The sequence below is a fragment of the Actinophytocola xinjiangensis genome (assembly GCF_001921215.1).
In the GTDB taxonomy this organism is placed as follows: domain Bacteria; phylum Actinomycetota; class Actinomycetes; order Mycobacteriales; family Pseudonocardiaceae; genus Actinophytocola; species Actinophytocola xinjiangensis.
The window spans coordinates 202,331-215,329 of record NZ_MSIF01000014.1 but is presented as its reverse complement, the minus strand read 5'-3'; the positions used below and the strand labels follow the sequence as shown (position 1 = coordinate 215,329).

13 protein-coding genes and 1 tRNA gene are annotated in these 12,999 nt (G+C 71.1%); 6 read left to right on the top strand and 8 right to left on the bottom strand.

The window, feature by feature from the left end:
* Positions 1-322 (bottom strand): AMP-binding protein (locus BLA60_RS26405; RefSeq protein WP_154814596.1); only part of this gene is annotated, 322 nt, incomplete at its 3' end.
* 143 nt (positions 323-465) lie between these two features.
* On the opposite strand from BLA60_RS26405, the gene BLA60_RS26400 reads away from it, so the two are divergent.
* The gene (locus tag BLA60_RS26400) at positions 466-831 is read left to right on the top strand and encodes an ArsR/SmtB family transcription factor (protein ID WP_075135682.1); all 366 of its coding nucleotides are present in this window, start codon (positions 466-468) and stop codon (positions 829-831) included.
* Here the strand turns inward: BLA60_RS26400 and otsB are convergent.
* Positions 828-3,356: a trehalose-phosphatase gene (gene otsB / locus BLA60_RS26395; protein ID WP_075135681.1), complete on the bottom strand. Its 2,529-nt coding sequence runs from the start codon at positions 3,354-3,356 to the stop codon at positions 828-830. The two genes, BLA60_RS26400 and otsB, sit on opposite strands and share 4 nt — an antisense overlap.
* 206 nt (positions 3,357-3,562) lie before the next feature.
* Between otsB and BLA60_RS26390 the strand changes: the two genes are divergently transcribed.
* The gene (locus tag BLA60_RS26390) at positions 3,563-4,723 is read left to right on the top strand and encodes an acyltransferase (RefSeq protein ID WP_075135680.1); all 1,161 of its coding nucleotides are present in this window, start codon (positions 3,563-3,565) and stop codon (positions 4,721-4,723) included.
* Between the two features lie 7 nt (positions 4,724-4,730).
* Here BLA60_RS26390 and BLA60_RS26385 read toward each other — a convergent pair whose 3' ends face one another.
* The gene (locus BLA60_RS26385; protein ID WP_211288849.1) at positions 4,731-5,090 is read right to left on the bottom strand and encodes a hypothetical protein; all 360 of its coding nucleotides are present in this window, start codon (positions 5,088-5,090) and stop codon (positions 4,731-4,733) included.
* 6 nt (positions 5,091-5,096) lie between these two features.
* Here BLA60_RS26385 and BLA60_RS26380 point away from each other — a divergent pair, with 6 nt between their 5' ends.
* Positions 5,097-5,480, top strand: a complete 384-nt coding sequence (locus tag BLA60_RS26380) for a VOC family protein (RefSeq protein ID WP_154814594.1) — start codon at positions 5,097-5,099, stop codon at positions 5,478-5,480.
* A 221-nt stretch (positions 5,481-5,701) separates the two neighbouring features.
* On the opposite strand, the gene BLA60_RS26375 is transcribed toward BLA60_RS26380, so the two are convergent.
* The 3 genes from BLA60_RS26375 to BLA60_RS26365 form a co-directional block, all read right to left on the bottom strand.
* The gene (locus tag BLA60_RS26375) at positions 5,702-6,964 is read right to left on the bottom strand and encodes a cytochrome P450 (protein WP_075135679.1); all 1,263 of its coding nucleotides are present in this window, start codon (positions 6,962-6,964) and stop codon (positions 5,702-5,704) included.
* Between the two features lie 92 nt (positions 6,965-7,056).
* Entirely contained in the window at positions 7,057-8,319 is a 1,263-nt protein-coding gene (locus tag BLA60_RS26370) for an RNA polymerase sigma factor (protein ID WP_075135678.1), read from the bottom strand.
* The gene (locus tag BLA60_RS26365; RefSeq protein ID WP_075135677.1) at positions 8,320-8,688 is read right to left on the bottom strand and encodes a YciI family protein; all 369 of its coding nucleotides are present in this window, start codon (positions 8,686-8,688) and stop codon (positions 8,320-8,322) included.
* Between the two features lie 202 nt (positions 8,689-8,890).
* Between BLA60_RS26365 and BLA60_RS26360 the strand changes: the two genes are divergently transcribed.
* Entirely contained in the window at positions 8,891-9,277 is a 387-nt protein-coding gene (locus tag BLA60_RS26360) for a DUF6401 family natural product biosynthesis protein (protein WP_075135707.1), read from the top strand.
* Between the two features lie 103 nt (positions 9,278-9,380).
* Here the strand turns inward: BLA60_RS26360 and BLA60_RS26355 are convergent, their stop codons facing one another.
* The gene (locus BLA60_RS26355; protein WP_075135676.1) at positions 9,381-10,253 is read right to left on the bottom strand and encodes a mechanosensitive ion channel family protein; all 873 of its coding nucleotides are present in this window, start codon (positions 10,251-10,253) and stop codon (positions 9,381-9,383) included.
* A gap of 255 nt (positions 10,254-10,508) precedes the next feature.
* Between BLA60_RS26355 and BLA60_RS26350 the strand changes: the two genes are divergently transcribed.
* Positions 10,509-11,213 (top strand): LPXTG cell wall anchor domain-containing protein, encoded by a 705-nt coding sequence (locus BLA60_RS26350; RefSeq protein WP_075135675.1) that lies wholly within the window; start codon positions 10,509-10,511, stop codon positions 11,211-11,213.
* Between the two features lie 76 nt (positions 11,214-11,289).
* Here the strand turns inward: BLA60_RS26350 and BLA60_RS26345 are convergent.
* A tRNA-Thr gene (locus BLA60_RS26345) sits at positions 11,290-11,362 on the bottom strand.
* Positions 11,363-11,500: 138 nt separating this feature from the next.
* Between BLA60_RS26345 and BLA60_RS26340 the strand changes: the two genes are divergently transcribed.
* A complete protein-coding gene (locus BLA60_RS26340; RefSeq protein WP_075135706.1) occupies positions 11,501-12,934 on the top strand; it encodes a threonine/serine exporter family protein in 1,434 nt (477 codons plus the stop codon).
* The last annotated feature ends 65 nt before the right edge of the window (positions 12,935-12,999 follow it).

Genomic DNA, 12,999 nt, shown 5'->3' with positions numbered 1-12,999 from the left:
CGTCGGCCAGCACCGCCCGCCGCGCCGCCGGCGGCCGACCGGCCGGCAGCGGGGGCAGCGGGACGGCCACCGCGCCGGCGTAGAGGCAGCCGAGCAGGACGGCGACGTGGTCGAGCCCGGCGGGCAGCAGGACGAGGATCCGCTGGCCGGCGAGGCCACGGTCGGTCAGGGTCGCGCCGATGGTGCGGGCGCGGGCGTCCAGGTCGGGGTAGCTCAGGCTGCGGGTGCCGGTGCGGTCGACGTACTCGAAGCCGGTCTTCGCCGACTCCCCGGCCCGCTCCCCCAGCAGGTCGACGAGGGTCGCGGCGTGTGTGACGGGCATGCCATTCCTTCCAGCGGGTCGAGTCTCGCCCGGTCATGACATCGCGCCCGTCTCGAACTCCGCTCAAGGCCAGCTCGGCGACCCTGGACGACCCCCTGTTTCATCTTTGACTTATATAAGAGTCGCCCGTTACCGTTGCGGACGTGCACGCGTTCGACGTCCTCGGTGACCCGGTCCGTCGCCGGATCCTCGAACTCCTCGCCGACGGCGAGCTGGCGGCCGGCGAGGTGACGTCCGTGGTGCGCGCCGAGTTCGGCATCACCCAGCCCGCCGTGTCCCAACACCTCAAGGTCCTGCGCGAACACGGCTTCGCCCGCGTCCGCGCCGAGGGCACCCGTCGGCTCTACGCCGTCGACCCGGCCCCGCTCCGCGAGGCCGACCAGTGGCTGGCGACCTTCCGCCGCTTCTGGACCCCGCACCTGGACGCGCTGGCCACCGAGATCGCCCGCGGCAAACGGGACCGCCGCCGGGCCGGGCCGCCCACCACGGACGGCCCGGACCCCGGCTAGCGCGACAACAGCTGGGCGCAGCGGATCAGGCCAAGGTGGGAGTAGGCCTGCGGGTGGTTGCCCAGCGAACGCTCGGCCACCGGGTCGTACTCCTCGGGCAGCAGACCTGTCGGGCCCGCGGCGTCCACGATCTGCGCGAACAGGTCCTCCGCCTCGGTACGCCGCCCGGTCAGCAGGTACGCCTCGATCATCCACGCCGCGCACAGGTGGAAGCCGCCCTCGTTGCCCGGCAGGCCGTCGTCGCGGTGGTAGCGGTAGACCGTCGAGCCGCTGCGCAGCTCCGCCTCGGTCGCGGTGACCGTCGCGTGGAACCGCTCGTCGCTCGGGTCGAGCAGCCCGACCATGCCGATCAGCAGGGTCGCGGCGTCCAGGTCGGTGCCGTCGTAGGCGGTGGTGAACGAGCGGACCTGGTCGTTCCAGCCCTTGGTCAGCACGTCCTGCGCGATCTGGTCGCGCAGCACCGGCCAGGTCGGATCGACGTCACGGTCGTAGGCCTCGGCCAGCCGCACCGCCCGGTCGATCGTCAGCCAGCACATGACCTTCGAGTACACGTGGTGGCGCGGGCGGTGCCGCTCCTCCCAGATGCCGTGGTCGGGCTCGTGCCAGCGGCGGGCGACGGCCTCGGCCATCGCGCACACCATCCGCCAGTCGTCGTCGGTGAGCTTGCCGCGCGCCTCCGACAGCGCCGCCACCAGATCGACGACCGGGCCGAACACGTCCAGCTGGACCTGCTGGTTGGCCAGGTTGCCCACCCGCACCGGCCGCGACCCGGCGTACCCGGGCAGCGTGTCGATCACGGCCTCGGCCGGCAGCGTCGTGCCGGCGATCGTGTACAGCGGGTGCAGCAGCTCCGGGCCGGGCAGGGTGGCGAGCACGCCGTGCAGCCAGGTCAGGAACCCCTCGGCCTCGGCGGTCGACCCGACCGAGACCAGCGCCTTGGCGGTCATCGCGCCGTCACGCAGCCAGCAGTAGCGGTAGTCCCAGTTGCGGATGCCGCCCAGTTCCTCGGGCAGCGACGTGGTGGCCGCCGCCATGATCGCGCCGGTCTCCGAGTGGCACAGGCCGCGCAGCGTCAGCGCCGAGCGCGCCACCAGGTCCTTCTCCACCGGCGGCAGGGTCAGCCCGTCGAGCCACTCGGTCCAGTACGCCGCCGAGCGGGCGGCCCGCTCGGCCTCCGGCAGCTCGTGCGGGCCGAGGTCGTTGGTGCCGCAGCGCAACTCCAGGACGATCGGCCGCTCGGCCGTCGGCGTCACGACCGCGCGGGCGGTGTCGTGCATGCCGTCGGAGGTGATCTCCCAGATGATGCCCGGCGCGCGCAGGGCCACCGGGTCGGACGTGCCGAGCACCCGCAGGCCCTCCGGCGACTGGATCAGCCGCACCTGGACCTGGGCGAACTCCGGCCGGGGCGCGAACTCGACGACCGCCGGCGCGGTCCCCGAGATCACCCGCACCAGGTCGGTGCGGTGCGGGAAGGAGTAGTGGTCGAGGTAGTCGGTGACCAGCAGACCCGACCAGCGGGTCTCCACGGTCATCGAGCCGGACAGGTAGCGCTGGCCCAGCGGAAGGCCGTTGCGCTCCGGGCCGATGGAGAAGTTGCCGGCCGACGGCCCGCCGAGCAGGTCGGCGAACACCGCCGCCGAGTCGGGCTCAGGGTGACACAGCCAGGTCAGCCGCGCGTCCGGGGTCAGCAGCGCGACCGAGCGTTCGCTGGCGAGCATGGTCAGCCGCTCGATCGGCGGGGCCTGGTCGCCGTAGAGCCAGTTACGCCGTTCCTCCAGCAGGAACGCCAGGACCATGGCGACCTCGGCCGGGTCGGCGATCCGGAAACCGGCGAGGCTGTCCCCCTGGCCGACCTTGACCCCCAGGTCGGGGCCGGCGAGCCGGGCGAACGCCTTCTCGTCGGTGACGTCGTCGCCGACGAACACCGCGGCCGTCGCGCCGACCTGGTGGCGCAGGATGTCCAGCGCCTTGCCCTTGTCGGTCTGCACCACCGCCAGCTCGATGACTTCCTTGCCCTCGGTCACCTGCACGCCGTCCCAGGTGCACGGGCCGGAACGGACCGCCTCACTGACCCGCTCGCCGGTCTCGCGGTCGGCCCGCCGGGTGTGCATGGCGATGCTCGCCGGCTTGACCTCCAGCGACACCCCCTCGGCGCCGTCGACGATCCGCGACAGCTCGGCCTCGATCCGGCGGTGCAGGTCGCGGGCCTCGGTGTCCAGCGCGTGCACGAAACCGACGTCGAACTCGGAGCCGTGGCTGCCGACCAGGTGCACCTCGGACGGCAGGCGGGAGAGCGTGGCCAGGTCGCGCAGGGCTCTGCCGGAGATCACCGCGGTGGTGGTCTCGTGCAGCCCGGCCAACGAACGCAGCGCGCCGACCGACTCGTTCATCGGTCTGGCCTGCTCGGGGTTCTCCACGATCGGCGCAAGCGTTCCGTCATAGTCACAGGCGACCAGCAGCCGGGGCGTGCGTGCGATCTGGACGATGGCACGCCGCAACTCGGCTGGGAGGGCCTCAGCGGTCATGGCGCGTCCCTCGGCTTTCGCGCAGGGGTTCAACGGTCACGGTCGTTCGACTCTCTCGCAAGGGGTGTGTGCTCGAGCACGTCACCTGAGGCTGGCACACTGCGGCAGAGCCGAACTGTATCGCCCGTCAACGACGACGATCCCCGGCGGCTGCCGTGTGATCGTGACCGAGACAGGCACCCGTGTCCCCAACGGCAGGAATAGTCATGACGACACCGCGGGTGGTATCGCGGCCGCGCAAGTACCACATCGATCTCATGCGGGTGATCACCTTCGCCTGCGTCGTGCTGATCCACACGGTGGGAACCGTGGTGACCCTGCGCCAGGTTCCTGGCGGCGGGCTCGCCTACTTCATGCACTACACGAGATACGCGTTCGTCGCCATCACCGGCTTCGTGCTGTTCCTCGGCTACTACCGCCGCGACGAGGGTGTGCTGCCGTTCTACCGCCGGCGCTTCGGCCAGGTCGTGCTGCCCTACCTGCTGTGGTCGGGCGTGTACCTGGGGTTGATCGTCGCGACGACCGAGTGGCGCGGCACGGTCGAGACGGCGAAGTGGGTGCTGCACAACGTCGTCTACGGGTCGAGCTGGTTCCACCTGTACTTCCTGCTGATCTCGATGCAGATCTACCTGCTGTTCCCGGTGCTGCGCTGGATCGTGCGCCGCACCGAGGGCCGTCACGGGCTGTTGATGGTCGGTGCCTGGGCGTTGCAGGTGGGCTACATGTGCCTGGTGGCGTTCGTGCCGGCGCCGGCGGGCTGGGTGGGCTGGATGTTCTGGGGCCGCAGCTTCACGCTGCTGCCGATGTACATCGGCTTCGCGATCCTGGGGGCGCTCGCGGCCGTGCACTACGAGCGGATGCACGCGTGGGTGCGGTCCCACCTGGTGTTGCTCGGCGCGGTCGCGACCGCCGGCCTGGTGGCGACCGTGCTGATCTACTACGTGCGCGTCTACGAACTGGGGGCCTCGCCCGCGTACGCGGCCATGGCCATGCACCCCAGCGAGATCGTCCCGTCCCTGGCGATGATCCTGGCGCTGTACGTGATCGGCACCGTGTGGCTGAACCGCCGCCAGGACGAGGACTTCCTGGCGAAGGTCGTCGACGCCGGATCGGTGCGCGCGTTCGGCGTGTACGCCACGCATCCGTTGGCGATCTGGTTACTGGGGCAGTGGTTCACCCCAACCCTGTTCTCGGTGATCCCGTACACGCTGATCCGGGTGCCGCTGTTGTTGCTCGCGGTGTACGCACTGTCACTGATCATTGTCGAGATCCTGTTGAGGTCCCCGCTGTCCAAGCAGTTGGTGGCCAGGGACCGTCAGCCGTTCCTGCCCCGGCGCCGGCTGGTCGCCCAGGTCGAGTCCGGCTAGCCCGCGGCTAGCCCGCGTACGGATCCGTCGCCGCCAACGCCTCCGCCTCGGACAACCCGCGCCGACGCCCGACCCGTTGCCGCGCACGCACCTGGGCGGCGGTCCGTGGCCGGAACTTCGGGTCCTGCCCGCAGCCGCACGGCTCGAACCCCTCGTACCGCAACCCGGCCGCCAGGACCGCTGCCACGGCCCGCCAGCCGGAGTCGTCGAGCCGCCGAGGAGCCGCGAAGTCATGGCCGGCGAACGTCATCGGCCGGCGACAGGATGTGCAGAGGTGCTCGGCACCGTCCCAGGCGTACTTGTGGCTGCGCCGGCACCGGGTGCACACGTAGTGGACCTTGTAGGGCGTTTCCGCGTAGCGGCACATGATTGGATGCTAGCCATGGTGAGGCAGGTTCAGGTCACGTTCGACTGCGCGGAGCCCGAGACGGTGGCACGGTTCTGGAGCGAGGTGTTGGGCTACTCGACGCCGTCGGCCGCCGACGGGTGGGCGGCGTGTGCCGACCCTGATGGGGTGGGGCCCCGGTTGTACTTCCAACGCGTCCCTGAGGGGAAGGTCGTGAAGAACCGGGTGCATCTTGACGTGCGGGTGGCGCGTGAGTTGGTGGGCGCGGAGCGGGTGGCGGCGTTGGAGGCCGAGTGCGCGCGGTTGGTCGCGTTGGGAGGCACGCGGGTTGAGCTGCTACCGGCTGACGAGGTCAACGAGTCGATCATCATCATGCGGGACGTCGAGGGCAACGAGTTCTGTTTGACGTGAGGTCTGTGGGTTGTGCCTCCGCGCTGCCTGGGGTCCCGTGAGCCGCAGGGCTCAGGGGGCGGGGCTGGCGCCCTGCCCCCTGAGGCCCGCCACCGACCCGAACCTGTTGTGGAGCCGGAACAGGTGGTGGCTGGTGGTCTGCTCGGGTCTTCAGCGATGGGGTCCGCGCCTGCGTCCGTGCCGTGGTCACGGCTGTCGCTCGGAGTTCGCCACATCCGGGATCAGTCAAGTAAAACAGGTAACCGGTCCAGGCCGTACACAATGGATGCCCTGCGGTAGTTGAGATCCTCGTCAGCCAACCGCAGGTTCGGGAACCTGCGGACCAGCGCCGGATAGGCCGCCCGCAACTCCATCCGGGCCAGTTCGGCCCCGATGCACCGGTGCACCCCGTACCCGAACGCCAGATGCGACGTGGCGGCACGCGTGGGAACGACGGTCTCCAGATCAGAACCCAGCTTCGGGTCGCGGTCGGCTCCCGCCAGGGACACGATCACGACGTCGCCGGCGGAGATCTGCTTGCCGGCCACTACCAGGTCCTCGCGGGCGAACCGGGGGAACGCCACCTGGACGACCGTCAGGTAACGCAGGAGTTCCTCGACGAAGTTGTGGATCGCCGCGTCGTCGTCGTGGACGAGTTGGAAGGATTCCTTGTCCTGCAGGAGAACCAGCGCGCCCAGGGCGAGCATGCTGGCCGTGGTCTCGAAGCCGCCGGTGAGGACGCCGTCGGCCAGGCCCGCCAGTTCGTTGTCGTCGACCTGGTCGCCGTGTTCCTGGATGATCATGCCCAGGAGGCCGTCGCCGGGGTGGTCGCGCTGCTTCTTCACGACGTCGCGGAGGTAGTCGAGGGACTCGCTGATGGCGCCCAGGGACGCGGTCGCCCCGCCGAACAGGTCGAAGCGGGCCATCGACAGGCGTTGGAAGTCGCCCCGGTCCTCGTAGGGGACGCCGAGCAGGTCGCAGATGACCAGCGACGGGATCGGCAGGGCGAACTCCTCCACCAGGTCGACCGGGCCGTCGACCGCCGCCATGGCGTCCAGGCGTTGCTCGATGATGTCGGTGATGCCGGGGGTGAGGCGGGAGAGCCGCCTCATGGTGAACTCCGGCGTCAGCAGTTTGCGCAGCCGGGTGTGCTCCGGCGGGTCGGCGAAACCGAGACCGCCGGGACTGTGCGTCTCCGACGCCCCCTTGCCGACCAGGTTGGCGAAGTCGTTGCTGTACGCCCCGGCGTTGCCGAGGACGGCCTTGGCCTCCTCGTACCCGCTCACCAACCAGACATTCACCCCGAACGGGATGTCGACCCGGCTGACCGGCTCGCGCGCGCGCACCTCGCCCAGCTCGGGCACCGGGTCGAGACCATCACGCCGCAGCGACATCAGTGCCGAGTCCGGCAGCATGGCCATCTTCGACAGGTCGAAACCCTTGCGCTGCGCACGGGCCAGGTACCAGCGGGTAACCAATCCGGCGAGGCGATCCTTCAGCCTCATGACACTCCCCTTACTCCCATAACGCCGCGAGACTAGACCGATTCCGACGCTACGAGCGCCTGGGGCCGGCCACCACGGGGTTTACCCCAATATCAACCTGAGGTTTTCCCCACCCTCATGGCTGCGGCTTTCCCCTCCAGGTAGCGCTGCTCGGGCAGACTGACGGTACGCCGTGCCGCCAGCCGGTAGTGCTCCTGTGCCCGGTCATGCTCCCCCGCCCGCTCCAGCAGGTGCGCCCGCACCGCGTCCACCCGGTGATGACCCGCCAGCCGCCGGTCGGCCGCCAGCTCGTCGAGCAGCGCCAACCCCGCCTCGGGGCCGTGCACCATCGCCGTGGCCACCGCCCGGTTCAGGGTCACCATCGGGTTGGGCGCCAGCCGGTCGAGGATGCCGTAGAGCACCAGGATCTGCGGCCAGTCCGTCTCGTCGGTGCCCGGCGCCTCCGCGTGCACCGCGGCGATCGCCGCCTGCAGCAGGTACGGGCCAAGCGGCGCGGTCGCCAGCGTCCCCTCCACCAGCGCGGTGCCCTCGGCGATCAGCGCCCGGTCCCACCGCCCCCGGTCCTGCTCGGCCAGCGGCACCAGCGCGCCGTCGCCGGTCACCCGCGCCCCGCGGCGCGAGTCGGTCAGCAGCATCAGCGCCAGCAGGCCGGCGACCTCGCCGTCCTCGGGCAGCAGCCGGCGCACCTCGCGGGTCAGCCGGATCGCCTCGGCGGCCAGCTCGACGCGCTGCAGGTCCGGGCCCGACGTCGCCGTGTAGCCCTCGTTGAAGATCAGGTACAGCACGTGCAGCACCACCGCGAGCCGCTCGGTGCGCTCCGGACCCTCCGGCATCACGAAACTCGCCCCGGCCTGCCGGATCCGCTGCTTGGCCCGGCTGATCCGCTGGGCCATCGTCGACACCGGCACCAGGAACGCGCTGGCGATCTCCTCGGTGCTCAGGCCGCCGACCGCGCGCAGCGTCAACGCCAGCTGCGAGGGCGCCGACACCTCCGGGTGGCAGCACAGGAACAACAGCGTCAGCGTGTCGTCGGTGTGCCGGCCGGCCTCCTCGGCCGGGTCCGGCGACATCAGCTCGTGGTAGGGCTGCTGGACGGCGACGGTGACCTCACGGCGACGCCGGGCCGACTCGCTGCGCCACTGGTCGGTCAACCGCCGCCCGGCCACCGTGACCAGCCAGCCCATCGGCTCGGTCGGCAGGCCGTCGGCCGGCCAGCTCGTCGCGGCCGCCAGCAGCGCCTCCTGGACGGCGTCCTCACAGGCGTCGAACTGGCCGTGCCGGCGCACGAGCACGGCGAGGACCCGCGGCGCGAGGGCGCGCAGCAGGTCCTCGACCCGATCGGTGGTCGTGCCCACTCAGCCCTCGAACCCGGCCGAGAACATCACCGGCCGCACCTCGACGGCGAGGTCGGGCAGCCTCGTGTCCGGGATCAGCGAGGCCAACTCGACCGCCCGCTCCTGGTTCTCGCAGTCGACCAGGTAGAAGCCGCCCATGTACTCCTTGGCCTCGACGAACGGGCCGTCGGTGATGGCCGGCTGGGCGCCGGTGCCGCGCACGGTCGTCGAGTTGGCCGGGTCGGCCAGCGCCTGGGTGCCGATGAACTCACCGGACTCCTTGGTCAGGCGCATGAACTCCTCGTGGCCCTCCCCGATCATCGCCCGCTCCTGTTCGGTCAGCGCCGCCAGCGCCGCCGGGTTGACCTGCATGATGAGCAAGTACTTCACGTCATTCTCCTCTGCGTGCCGACCGGCCCCGGCGGGGCCGTGTCACGAGCGAGTCGGACCTGGACCGCGGGTCTCGACATCATCGTGGCGACATCGTGATGACTGTGTGACCGCCCACTTCGGCTCGGGTCATCGGGCGTCGGCGTGCTAGACACGCCCGGGTGTTTTCGCCCGGGTTCTCGACAGTGGGTAGGTGATCTACATGCGGGTTCGCCGGCTGGAGCGGTCCGCGCACCGGCTGCTGGACCGGTTGGCCGAGCAGGTCGGCGGCGGTCTCGTGGCGGCCGCGAACGCGCCGGGACTGGCGGCCGAGGTCGACCAGCACGCGGCCGCGGTGCGCGACATCCTGAGCTTCGGTGTCGACTCCGGTCCGAGCGTGGCCCGGCAGGTGCTGCTGGCCGGGTACGCCCAGGGCGTGCTCGACCACGTGCGGGAGCGCGGCGAGCAGCTGCGGGTGCCGGCCGACGAACAGAGCTGGTCGCGCGCCGACTGGATCTGTGTGCGGCTGGCCGCCGTCTGCACGCTGGCCGACGACCTGCGCACCGGCCGCCCGGCGTCCTCGACCGACGGCCTGCCCTCCCCGGCCTGAGCCAGCACGCACGGCTGAGCCCCCACGCACGGCTGAGCCCGCACGCACGGCGACGGCCGGGGCGCGTACGCCACCGGCCGTCACCATCACGCGTCCGGAGTGGTCAGCGGGTCTCCGGCGGCGGGGGCATGCGCCCCGACCCGGGCGGCATGTCCTGACCGCTGTGCGGCACCGTGCCGGGCCCGCCGCGGCGGCCGGCGCGGACCGCGTCGTCGGTGGCCGCCCTGGTGCCGGTCGCCGGGGTCGGCGCGTCGGCCCGCGCGGCGTCCTCCCGGCCGCGCTGACGCGCGTCGCTGGCCGCCTTGGCGTTGGGCGCCTCGTCCTCGGCCCGGGTGATCCAGCGCTCCCAGCGGCTCTGCATCGGGCGGATCATGCCGCCACCGATACCGACCACCGCGATACCGCCGATCGTGGCGAGCACGGTGACCAGCACCGGCGTGGTGACCGTGGTGGCCACACCGATCTGGTTCAGCGCCGCGATCACCGCCAGTGCCCAGATGGCCACCGAGGCGATGGTGCCGATCATCGGCCCGTAGGACAGGCCGCCCAGGGCGTTGGTGATCAGGTCCTTGACCGCCCTGGCGATCGCGCCGGCCACCACGATGATCACGATGGCGACGACGGCCCTCGGCAGCCACGCGACGATGGCGGTGAGCAGGTCACTGACCGGGTTCGGGCCGAACACGCCGAACGCCAGCTGCAGCGCGATCAGCAGGATCGCGTAGTAGATCAGCTTGGACAGGATGTCCGAGGCGTCGTACTTGCTCTTGGCCATCATCCGCTTGATGCCGCCGCGCTCGACGACGCGGTCGAAGCCGACCCGCTCGAGCACCTTGTCGACGATCTTGGCGACGGCCTTCGCGATGATCCAACCGATCAGCAGGACCACCAGGAACCCGACGAACTTGGGTACGAACGTCGCGATCGAGTTCCAGGCGTTGGAGATGCCATCTCCGAAGTCCTGTGCGAAGTCCATGGCCGCGAGCGCGGGTGCTGAGGACACAGTCACCGCCCCCTTTCCGGCGTGACTGGCACGTTCCCCGACGGACGTGCGTTGGCCTTGGCTTCCCCAGGACCACACCTGTCACACCAGATCTACCCCGAACGGGGGATTTGGATGGCTACGGTCCACCATCCGGAACCGGCCGTTCACAGTGGTCACCTGCTACGCGAGGCCTGTTTCCGCTGGTGTAGAACCTGCGGTGAGTCCCCACCACGATGGAGAAGCGCCATGAGCAAGTTACTCACCGTGACCAGATCGATCGCTGTCACGGCGTTCGCCGCCGCGACACTGCTGTCCTTCGGCGGTCCCGCGTCCGCCGCGCCGGACCGGCAGCCGGTCTCCGGGGACGACCGCGCCACGGCGCACGAGGGCAACGCCAAGGCGCAGGAGTGCGCCCAGCTGTTCCCCGGCAGCCGAGCCATCGCCACCGCCGACCTCACCGTCGTCACCGACGGCTCCGGGACCTACCTCGACATCACCGCGATCGCCGACGGCACCGACGTGGTCGGCGTGGTCGTCAAGGGCGGCCCGGCCTACAACCGTTACGACGCCGCCGCTCTCGGCGACCTGCCCTGGCTGGACCTGCACTCCCCGCTGGTGCCCAGCGGCAAGCCGGCGCAGATCAGCCACTGGTTCGCCTGCGGTGTGTCGACGAACCCGACCACGACCACCCCGCCCGCGACCACCGAGCCGCCCACGACCACCGAGCCGAGCACCACGCCGGGCGAGCCCACGACGTCAGAACCCACGACGACCGACGGCACGCCGACCGAGTCCACCACGACCTCCGCCGCGGTCGTCCCGGCCGCCGACCACGAGGATCTGGCGCAGACCGGGTTCTCCGGCGGCTGGCTGGTCGCCCTCGGCGCGACGCTGCTGCTCGGCGGTGGCGCACTGCTGTTCCTGATGCGCACCCGAGGCGCTCGCCGCTGACCGACCCCACTGACCACTGAGGGCGTCTCCCCGCGCAGGGGAGACGCCCTCAGTCATGTCTGTGCTGGCTGCCCCGAGCCGCTGACAGGACTTGAACCCGCAACCGTTCGCTTACAAGGCGAGTGCTCTACCGATTGAGCTACAGCGGCACGACCACGCCCGGTGGCCGATGCTCATCGTAGGTCACGTGGTCGACGCCACTGACACACGCCATAACACTGGAGCCCGCCCGTTCGATGTGCCCAGGGATATTGTCGACAAGCGCCGTGAACGTGGAGGTGAGAGCGGTGTGGTTCACGCAGCGGAACCGGTCCGCGCGTGCACACGACCAGCCCAGGTTCCCCCGGGAACGACGACCCGACGGGCAGGTCCCCCCGGCGGTCCAGGGTCCGGCACTGCCGGACGAGGCGACCGTCCACTTCGTACTCGACCTCGCGGTCCGGATCGGCGAGGTGCAGATGTCCTCCGGGGCCGGCGCCGCCGACGCCACGGCCACGATCATCGCCGTGGCCAGCGCGTACGGCCTGCCGCACAGCGAGGTCGACGTGATCTTCACGTCGATCACCGTGACCTGTCACCGGGGCGTCGACCACCCGCCGATCACCTCGCTGCGGGTGGTCCGCACCCGCAGCCTCGACTACACCCGCCTCGCCCTGGTCGAGAAGCTGGTGAGGGACATCACCGCCGGCCGGATCGCCGTGCGCCAGGCACACGTCGAGCTGAACCGGATCACCTCCGCACCCCACCCCTACCCGCGCTGGGTCGCCACCGGCGCCTACGCCGGCATGGCCGCCGCGATCACCGTGCTGATCGGAGGCGAACCGGTGATGGCGCTGTTCGCCGCGCTGATCACCGCGCTGATCGACCGGGTCGGGCGGCTGCTCAACCGCCGCGCGCTGCCGTTCTTCTTCCAACAGGTCGTCGGCGGCGCGCTGGCCACCGGCGGCGCCCTGGCCCTGGTCGCCAGCGGCGTCCTGCCCGACGAGGTGCGCCCGACGGCCGCCGTCGCCGCGGCGATCACCGTGCTGCTGTCCGGACTCTCACTGGTCTCGACCGTGCAGGACGCCATCACCGGGTACAACGTCACCGCCGCCGGACGCACCATCGAGGTCTCGATGATGACCGCCGGCCTGATCGCCGGGGTCGTGCTGGCGCTCAACGTCGCGGTCAACCTCGGCCTGCCCTCCCAGGGCCTGGCCGAGCCGATCGCGCCGTCGGCGCTGCGGCTGCCGCTGCAAACCGTGGCCGGCGGCGCCGCCGCCGCGTGCTTCGCGCTGGCCAGCTACGCCACCCCGCGCGCGGTGCTGGTCGCCGGGATCGCCGGCGCGACCGGCGCCGGCGGGTACAGCGCGCTGGCGCTGGCCGGCTTCGGCCAGATCGCCGGCTCGGCCATCGCGGCGACCGCCATCGGCTTCGCCGGCGGCCTGATCTCCCGCCGGCTGCGGATCCCGCCGCTGGTGGTGGCCGTGTCCGGGATGGTGCCGCTGCTGCCGGGTCTGGCGACCTACCGCGCCCTGTACGAGCTGGCCATCGAGCGGACGCTGACCGGTCTGCCGACACTGATGGTGGCCGCGTCGGTCGCGCTGGCGCTGGCGGCGGGCGTGGTCCTCGGCGAGTACCTCGCCCAGCCCGTGCGCTACGGACTGGGCCGGTTGGAGCGGCGGATCTCCGGGCCACGACTGGCTGGTCCGCTGCGTCCGACCAGGAGACGACTGGAGTGACACCTTTGTTGTGACACCGGCGTCGCCAACACCCAATACCCTGCGAGGTTGACTAATCTCGAAGC

Excerpts from the sequence above, each read along its gene's own strand:
- BLA60_RS26375 (WP_075135679.1), bottom strand. The coding sequence starts at position 6,964 with ATGAGGCTGAAGGATCGCCTCGCCGGATTGGTTACCCGCTGGTACCTG.
- BLA60_RS26385 (WP_211288849.1), bottom strand. The coding sequence starts at position 5,090 with ATGTGCCGCTACGCGGAAACGCCCTACAAGGTCCACTACGTGTGCACC.
- otsB (WP_075135681.1), bottom strand. The coding sequence starts at position 3,356 with ATGACCGCTGAGGCCCTCCCAGCCGAGTTGCGGCGTGCCATCGTCCAG.
- BLA60_RS26355 (WP_075135676.1), bottom strand. The coding sequence starts at position 10,253 with ATGGACTTCGCACAGGACTTCGGAGATGGCATCTCCAACGCCTGGAAC.
- BLA60_RS26390 (WP_075135680.1), top strand. The coding sequence starts at position 3,563 with ATGACGACACCGCGGGTGGTATCGCGGCCGCGCAAGTACCACATCGAT.
- BLA60_RS26380 (WP_154814594.1), top strand. The coding sequence starts at position 5,097 with ATGCTAGCCATGGTGAGGCAGGTTCAGGTCACGTTCGACTGCGCGGAG.
- BLA60_RS26360 (WP_075135707.1), top strand. The coding sequence starts at position 8,891 with ATGCGGGTTCGCCGGCTGGAGCGGTCCGCGCACCGGCTGCTGGACCGG.
- BLA60_RS26350 (WP_075135675.1), top strand. The coding sequence starts at position 10,509 with ATGAGCAAGTTACTCACCGTGACCAGATCGATCGCTGTCACGGCGTTC.